Below are 6,372 nucleotides of genomic sequence, written 5' to 3'. Positions count from 1 at the left end.
CTCCTCACCCGACGGAAAACCCAGAACCGGATCACCCAATGCCCCTGACGGATCGGAGACATCACCAAAGCCGCACTGGTTCTCACACAGCTCGAACACCCAAGACGCTACCGACAAAACCTCAGTGTGACAATCTCGAACAGATACTCACCTGCTACGCAACCGCCCTCAACGAGCTCGCTCTGGAAAACCAAGCCCTCCGACAACAGGCCTCCCAGCCCACCATCACGATCACCCCACTGCGTTCCCGTCGAACATTCGAACCGTGAGCTCAGACCTGAGCACGGAGATGAACGACCGACACCGTCATCTATCCCTCGCGGAAACATCGCCCGGACCGTGAACAGCAAGGGACGTATTTACCGCCGGCCGGTGTGCCGGCGGTAAATACGTCCGACGTCATCGTGCTATTTCCTTGTCCGCTCGTCGTGTCCACATCCCAGGCTGTATTCCGGCCGTGACAGGTTCCACGGATGAGCCGCCTGCCCGGATGTGGAGCGGACGCGTCGCGCTACATGGCGATGTTCCGTGACGTGCTTGAAGTGGACGATTGCGCAGCTGGTGCCGCCGATCTTAGAGTTGAGTTTGCCGGCCTATTCATTGCCGAAATGCTTATGCTCTCTTCGGCTCCAGGGGTACGCAGAGCCGCCGCCTGAGAAATCGTTTTTAAGCACGGGCAGCAGTTCGCAATCGAGAAGCCCTTGCCGGTGATGGTGTTGGCCTCCTGTGGTTGTGCAGGCATTTCCTGGGCTATCGCGCTTGCCGGGGTGAGGAGGTTGCCGCGGATAAGACTCGCCCGCATGGTGTCCACGTTGTATCGAGCAAATTCGGTATCTGGAATGTCTTTGACTCTACCTATCACGAAGCGTAAATACGCCATGTCAACCTGTTTGGACTTGGCGATGATGGAGTCGACATCCTGCCGTCCGCGAGCGGAGTGCATTCCCTCCAGGTCGATGGCTTCTTTGGCCCCGAAGTTTCGTTGCTCTATCGACTGGGCTTTGCACCATATGAGGTCTTCGGCGGCCATGACCCGCAGTCCGTCGATATTCACCGGATTGTATAGCATGTCTATGGGGGTCATCTGTAAATCGACTCGGTCATTGGGGCGGTCAACGTGGTAGACGGTCAGGTCGGCGCTTTGGTCGTCGGGATTGACATTCTGGGGGATAACTTCATAGTTGTGTCTATTCAGTGCGGCAATGGCCTTGGTTCGAGCGGTAGGGCTGTCACTTTCGGACATGGTGAAGATGTCGATGTCGTCGACAGGGCGATCGGTCAGTGCATGTTTCTTCATTGCCAAGCTTCCAGCGAGGGCGAAATCGTATTCCTGGCCAATTTCGTCGAGTACGATCTTGGCGATTTGAAACTTCTCTGATTCCTGCATGGTTGTTTTCCACTGTACTCCGAGTCCGGAAGAGTGATCTCTTCAATATGTAGGTAACACGGTTCGTGCGTCTACCGGGACCGCCGGGATGGCGCCCGGTGTCGCGGCTACCTGTGTGCCCTGGTTGAGGGCGTGTTCTGGTTCTGCACAGGCACCTTGACGGCCAGGTTGTTGGGAGGTCCGTTGAGCGAGTGGCTGTTGAAGCCCTCCGACTTCGTTCGCGCGACTGCGGCGACACCAGCGTTTGTGGCCTCGGTTGAGGCTGACGGAGGGAAGCCGGTTGCAAGGAAGGTTGACATGGCGAGCGGGTGGATCTGCGGCGAGTTGGGGTGCGACTGTAGGGAGTGCTGCTCGGAGTTGGTCTCCGAGTTGTTCGTGGAGCCGGTCGGCGTGCGCAGGCCGGACTGGACCAGGAACATCCGCAGGTCGGCGTACAATTGCTTCTCGGCTTTGGCCTGGTTGACCGAGTTGGCCTGGAGGGTGTTCGGGGTGTGGCCGTACACCTTGGTCAGGACCGGTACCAGCTCCGGCGCGTTCTGACGGACCCATTCCGCGCTGTTGTTGCGGTTCTGCCCGGTGAACGGGTCCATGCCGCCGTTGGTGCCGAGGTAGGCGTTGGTGATCTGCGCGAAGTACTCATGAGCGCTGGTCGAGCCGTAGCTCATCGTCGGCTTCCCGTCCTTGGCCGAGACCATCGGGCCATCGGGCCACGAGGCGTTCGAGGTGTTCAAGCGATTTTGATAGGACTCGATGACCGTGCGCCGGTCGGCCTCGCTGAGGCCATGCTCGTAGATGGTGTGCCCGAACTCGTGGGTCGCTGTCGAGTAGCCGTCCGGGTAGTTCGACTTCGCGCCGCCTACAGACGTGGTCTTGCCGAGGAGGTTCTCCTCAGTCATCGCCGCCAGCAGGCCGCCGGAGCCGCGCACCGCGTCCCAGTAGCGGCCGTCGTTGGTCTTCAGGCCTTGCAGGTGGCTGAACTCCGCCAGCGATGTCATCGGCACGTTGCTGGGCACGACCACGACGCGGGCGCCGGACTTGAGCAGGTTCGCCGTGGTGTCCGGGTCGTTCAGCATTCGAGCCGCCTGCTGCTGCGCGGCTCGGCGCGCGGACGCCGGCTCGTTCACCTCGCGTGGTACGTGCACCATCAGCTGTGCCGCGGTCTGGGCGAACTCGGGCGCTGAGAGGCTGGCCTTCAGGTCATCTACCAGCTGCGGGTCGGTGGCCAGCATGCGGCGCGCCTGCGGTGGCAGGTTCTCCAGTACCTGTGCCCGTTCGATCGCTGAGCCGCTGACGATGTCCTGCTTCAGCCGGCTCCACTCCGGACTCTGGCTGGTCGCGGACCGCAACAAGGACAGGTCGACCTCTTTGACGGTAAGCAGGTCATTCTGCTTGGCGGTGGCCAAGTTCAGCCGCGCTGCGAGGGGGGTCGACGGACTCTCGCTGAGGCGGTCGCCTGCGACGTTGTCGAGGATTTCGGCGACCTTGTCGGGCCCCAGGTCCCGCAGCAGCCTGCTGTGCTCGTCGCTGAGATCCACGTGCGCCAGCTGGTCGGTCAGCTCGACGGTGTGTTCCAGGGCCGCCAGCAAGTACTCCCGCTCGTCCTCCGTCGTCGCGCTCTGCAGTTTGTTCTGGAGACGGTCGTGGTTGTTGACCGCCCGGAACTTCTCCAACTGGTCAGCGTTCAGTTCGTTCACGATGGCGACCACAGGATCGACATTCTTCTTGTTGAGCTCGTTGAGACTCTCCTGCAGTTCGTTTCGCAGAACCTGGTATTCAGCCGCACCCTCTTCGAGCGCGTCCAATCGCTCGAACTCGGCCTGGAACGGAAACTCCCGCACATCCGGGTATTGACGTTCCAGCCCGAGGGCGGTGTCCGTCCGCGCCAACAGTTCACCCTGCAGCGCGGTGCTGTCCCCGCCGGACCAGGACAGCTCGACCGCCTCATTCATCAGCCCTAGGCTGTCCGCCAGCAGCTTCGGCTTGGCGTCCGCCACGAGCTGGCCCAAGCGGGTGTTGAGTTCCGCCATCCACCATCCCCTGACCTCGTCCGGAAGGGCGTCCAACTCGGCCTTCGCCCGCTCCGCGGCCGGTCCCTGCACTGCCGGGATCTGGCCGGTGAGCATCTGGATGTTCGAGATCTCCGCGATCATCTCGTCCAGGTCTGACCGCAGCGCGCCCTGCTGCGACGGCGTGCTGTTCGGCCGCGGCCCACCGATACTGCTGTTGACGTTCCACTGCGCCACGCCACGCCGCGACATGTCGTTGTTGTCGCTGGTCGTCATGGCGATGACGTGCTCTTCGACTTCATCCCCGTGAACGAGGTTGTCGACGGACACGAGCTGCTGACCGGCCTGTGCGATCACCACGCCGTCCTCTGCGTCCACCTGCTCGGCCGTCTGGGCAGTTACTGGAGGCGGTGGGAAGGTCGGGCTCGTGTGCCCATCAATCTGAGTTCGTCTGCGCTGAACCTCGGCCTTCACCCCAGGGGAGGCGTCCTCGCCGTGCGTTCGGCCTGCGGGCGTCTCGGTGAACTGGATGTCGTCGATCGTGATCGGGTTCTGTCGACCTTCCTGGAGCCTGGCCAACGCCGCCTGGAGGTCTTCTTTGTACTGTTTCGCCACGACCTCGGCCCGCAGCTTGGCCGTCAGCTTCGCGGTCGCATCGCGTCGCGGCCACGTACCGTTGCCGTGACCGATGAACTCCACTGTCGCCAGGTCCAGGCGGTTGTTGCGGCGCCACACCGCATCCCTAGCCTGCTCGGCCGCTGCTTTCCGCACAGTTGACCTGCCCTGCGGGGTGAGCACGGTGCTGCGCTTCTGAAAGGCAACCGCCCTCGGCACTCGAGGACCGTGGCCGCCGACGACCACCGCGGTGAGGGGGTTCACCAGTCTCGACGGCCTATCGCTGTATAGGAGGGCCCGCTGTTCGTGGAACGTTTGCCCCGGCTGGTTGCTGTACATCCGGAAGTGCCACAAGTCTTGCGGTTGCGCCAGCCCTCCCAACGAGTTCAGGTGACGGCCGGCCGACGTCCTGGCTGACCTGGCCTGGCGCTGGTCACCTTCCGCGGTGTACCGCTCGAGGTCGCGCAACGCGGTTGCGAGTTCGATCTTCGCCTTGATCTGCCGCCGCTGGGATTCGTCGGCGGTGTCCGGCTGGTTCTTCAGGTCGTTCAAGATGGTCTCGAACTGGCCCCGGTACACGTCGAGATTCTTGTCGATCGCCGCGTTGATGGTGGCCTTGTGCCCCGGCGGCCGGTTGAAGTTCTCCAGCGTGACCTGGTCGTTCCCGTCCTCACTGGAGAGCACGACGGCCCCGAAGTGGTAACCGAAGTGGTAGTCGGCCGGGCTCACGTCGCCTTCGCGCGCGTGGTTGACGTCGAACAACGGCCGACCGTCCTCACCCGGTGTGGAGATCGCGTTGATCACGTAGCCCTCGCTGACCTTCGGCCACGCGTACTGGTTGGCACCGATCTGCTTGACCGCGGCGTCCATCGCGGTGCGGCGCTGGGCGTTCTCCGGCCGCGGGGACAGCGCGCTGCCGTACCGTTTGCCGACCCGCGGCGCCTTACCGATAGTCGCTGTATTCCTGGTGTCCGACGCGATCTGCTTGGCCGCCCACGCCGGGTTGACGTCGGTGGTCTCACCAGCGCCCGCGATGTTCGCCAACGCCTCGGCGAGCTTGTGCGTACCGGTCAGCTCAAAGGAATTGTCCGGCGAGGTGCCGACCTCGATCGTCGTGTCCCCGGAACGGAACACCACATGCTCCGGCTGCCCGCCGAGCACCACCGCCGCGAAGTCACGGCACACGTCGGGCGGGTGCTCGTTGCGAAACTCGGGCTTGACGCGATAGAGGACCCGTTGTTGACCGTCGTGGTCCAGGGTGACGCGGTGGTCTGTGCTCATGTGCAACCGCACGCCGCTGTCGGCCAGGGCCAGCTGGGCGTTGGAGGTGTTGACCGCCTTCGCGGTCGCATAGACCTCCTGAACCTCCAGATCCTCACTGGCGTTCATGGCGATCGTCCGGTCGGAGGACACCCGCAGCGGCGGACGATCCGGGTACTCCACGTGCTGGTCCGGCCGGAAAATGGGAAACTCGGAAGACGAACGCGCGGCCGCGGACACGTGGCCCCGGAACGGGGGCGCCCCGTCCACCGCGGTTTCAAGCACATAGTTCCCGATCACCACGGGTGGGACGGGGACGGGTTGCGACGAAGTGGATTCGATGGGATCAGTCACAAAATCGCCTCTCACGAGACTTGGAAGCCGATGTTCACTACACGGCCAGCAACTTGTGGCGGGTTCGAAGACGTGAACTCCTCGGTGGTCCGTGTGCGCTGTCGTGTGATGCCGCGAACGTGTGGAAACAGCGTCCAGCGGCCCAACGCGAACAGGTCCGGACGGGTCGACACACCAGATGAAACCGGCGGCTGACAGCACCACCACGTCGAGCACGGCCCGAACCGAGGTGCTCGAGCCGGACGCCGCGGCGTCCGAGACCTGCGGTACGGAAGCACTGACAGAACCAGCCGGTGCCAGCTGGGATCGGATCAGCCCACGCTGGCGGCGGAGTGGCTGCGCGGCTGGGCGGTACGGCCCTCGAGTAGGAACCCGCTCTGCGGAAAGCAGGTGCGCTCCTGGGAGACCGCGGATTCACCATGGGGTCGACACGTCAGACGGCTTAGCTTGATCTTTAACCTCGGCAGTGGTGACCTGCACCCTGGTTGATCATGAGCGCAGCCCTTGGTTGATCATTCGTCTTGCGACAGAAGAACGATCGACACAAGGGCTGCGGTGATCAGTGTGCACGATCCCGATCAGAAGGCGGTACTCGGGGAGTTGACCCGGTTCCGCGAGGAGTTCCCGGCTTCCGCAGCATGTAGGAGCACGGGCACCCGAAAACGCCGTGTGGCGTGCTGAAACGGAGCTACTCACCGGTAGGGCGTGTGCCTACACCGTGCCGGGGCGGGATGACGAACGGCCTGACCT

The 6,372-nt window shown here is 63.2% G+C and carries 2 protein-coding genes; both read right to left on the bottom strand.

Going from position 1 to position 6,372, the window contains the following annotated elements; all coding sequences use genetic code 11:
• Positions 1 to 511: 511 nt before the first annotated feature.
• Positions 512 to 1,387 carry a hypothetical protein gene (locus tag FKR81_RS42860; protein ID WP_146361310.1) on the bottom strand — a complete coding sequence of 292 codons (876 nt, stop codon included), beginning with the start codon at positions 1,385 to 1,387 and terminating at the stop codon, positions 512 to 514.
• Between the two features lie 107 nt (positions 1,388 to 1,494).
• A complete protein-coding gene (locus FKR81_RS42855) occupies positions 1,495 to 5,451 on the bottom strand; it encodes a magnesium transporter (protein ID WP_186763520.1) in 3,957 nt (1,318 codons plus the stop codon).
• Between the last annotated feature and the right edge of the window lie 921 nt (positions 5,452 to 6,372).

The organism is Lentzea tibetensis, from assembly GCF_007845675.1.
GTDB lineage: Bacteria > Actinomycetota > Actinomycetes > Mycobacteriales > Pseudonocardiaceae > Lentzea > Lentzea tibetensis.
The sequence above is the reverse complement of the archived record's forward strand: the minus strand, read 5'-3'. Positions and strand labels throughout refer to the sequence as shown.

Bases quoted from the DNA above. Each gene is read 5' to 3' on its own strand.
- FKR81_RS42860 (WP_146361310.1), bottom strand. From the start codon at position 1,387: ATGCAGGAATCAGAGAAGTTTCAAATCGCCAAGATCGTACTCGACGAA.